Annotated in this window: 1 protein-coding gene; it reads left to right on the top strand. The window is 37.6% G+C overall.

The genetic code is table 11. The features are described from left to right. Positions 1 to 26 precede the first annotated feature (26 nt). Positions 27 to 234 (top strand): hypothetical protein (locus R0J88_RS23695; protein WP_410901413.1); only part of this gene is annotated, 208 nt, incomplete at its 3' end.

Raw genomic sequence — 234 nt, 5'->3', positions numbered from 1 at the left:
AAAAATGTTCAAATGAGGAGCTTATTGTGTTTATTTCACATAATCCGGAGTTGTTTGGAAAAGTTAAACACAATGAAAATATTAAGTTGAAGTTAGGTGGGCATTTCCATGGGGGGCAAATTCGATTTGGTCCTTTTGGTATGCATCAGCCTGGATTTTTCAAGGTTGAAAAAGGCGTGGCCACTTTAATTAGTAATGGATATGGGACAACGATGGTACCATTACGATTTGGTG

This window comes from Pseudoalteromonas sp. SIMBA_162 (assembly GCF_046535955.1).
Lineage (GTDB): Bacteria > Pseudomonadota > Gammaproteobacteria > Enterobacterales > Alteromonadaceae > Pseudoalteromonas > Pseudoalteromonas marina.
This window is presented reverse-complemented; position numbering and strand designations above follow the sequence as displayed.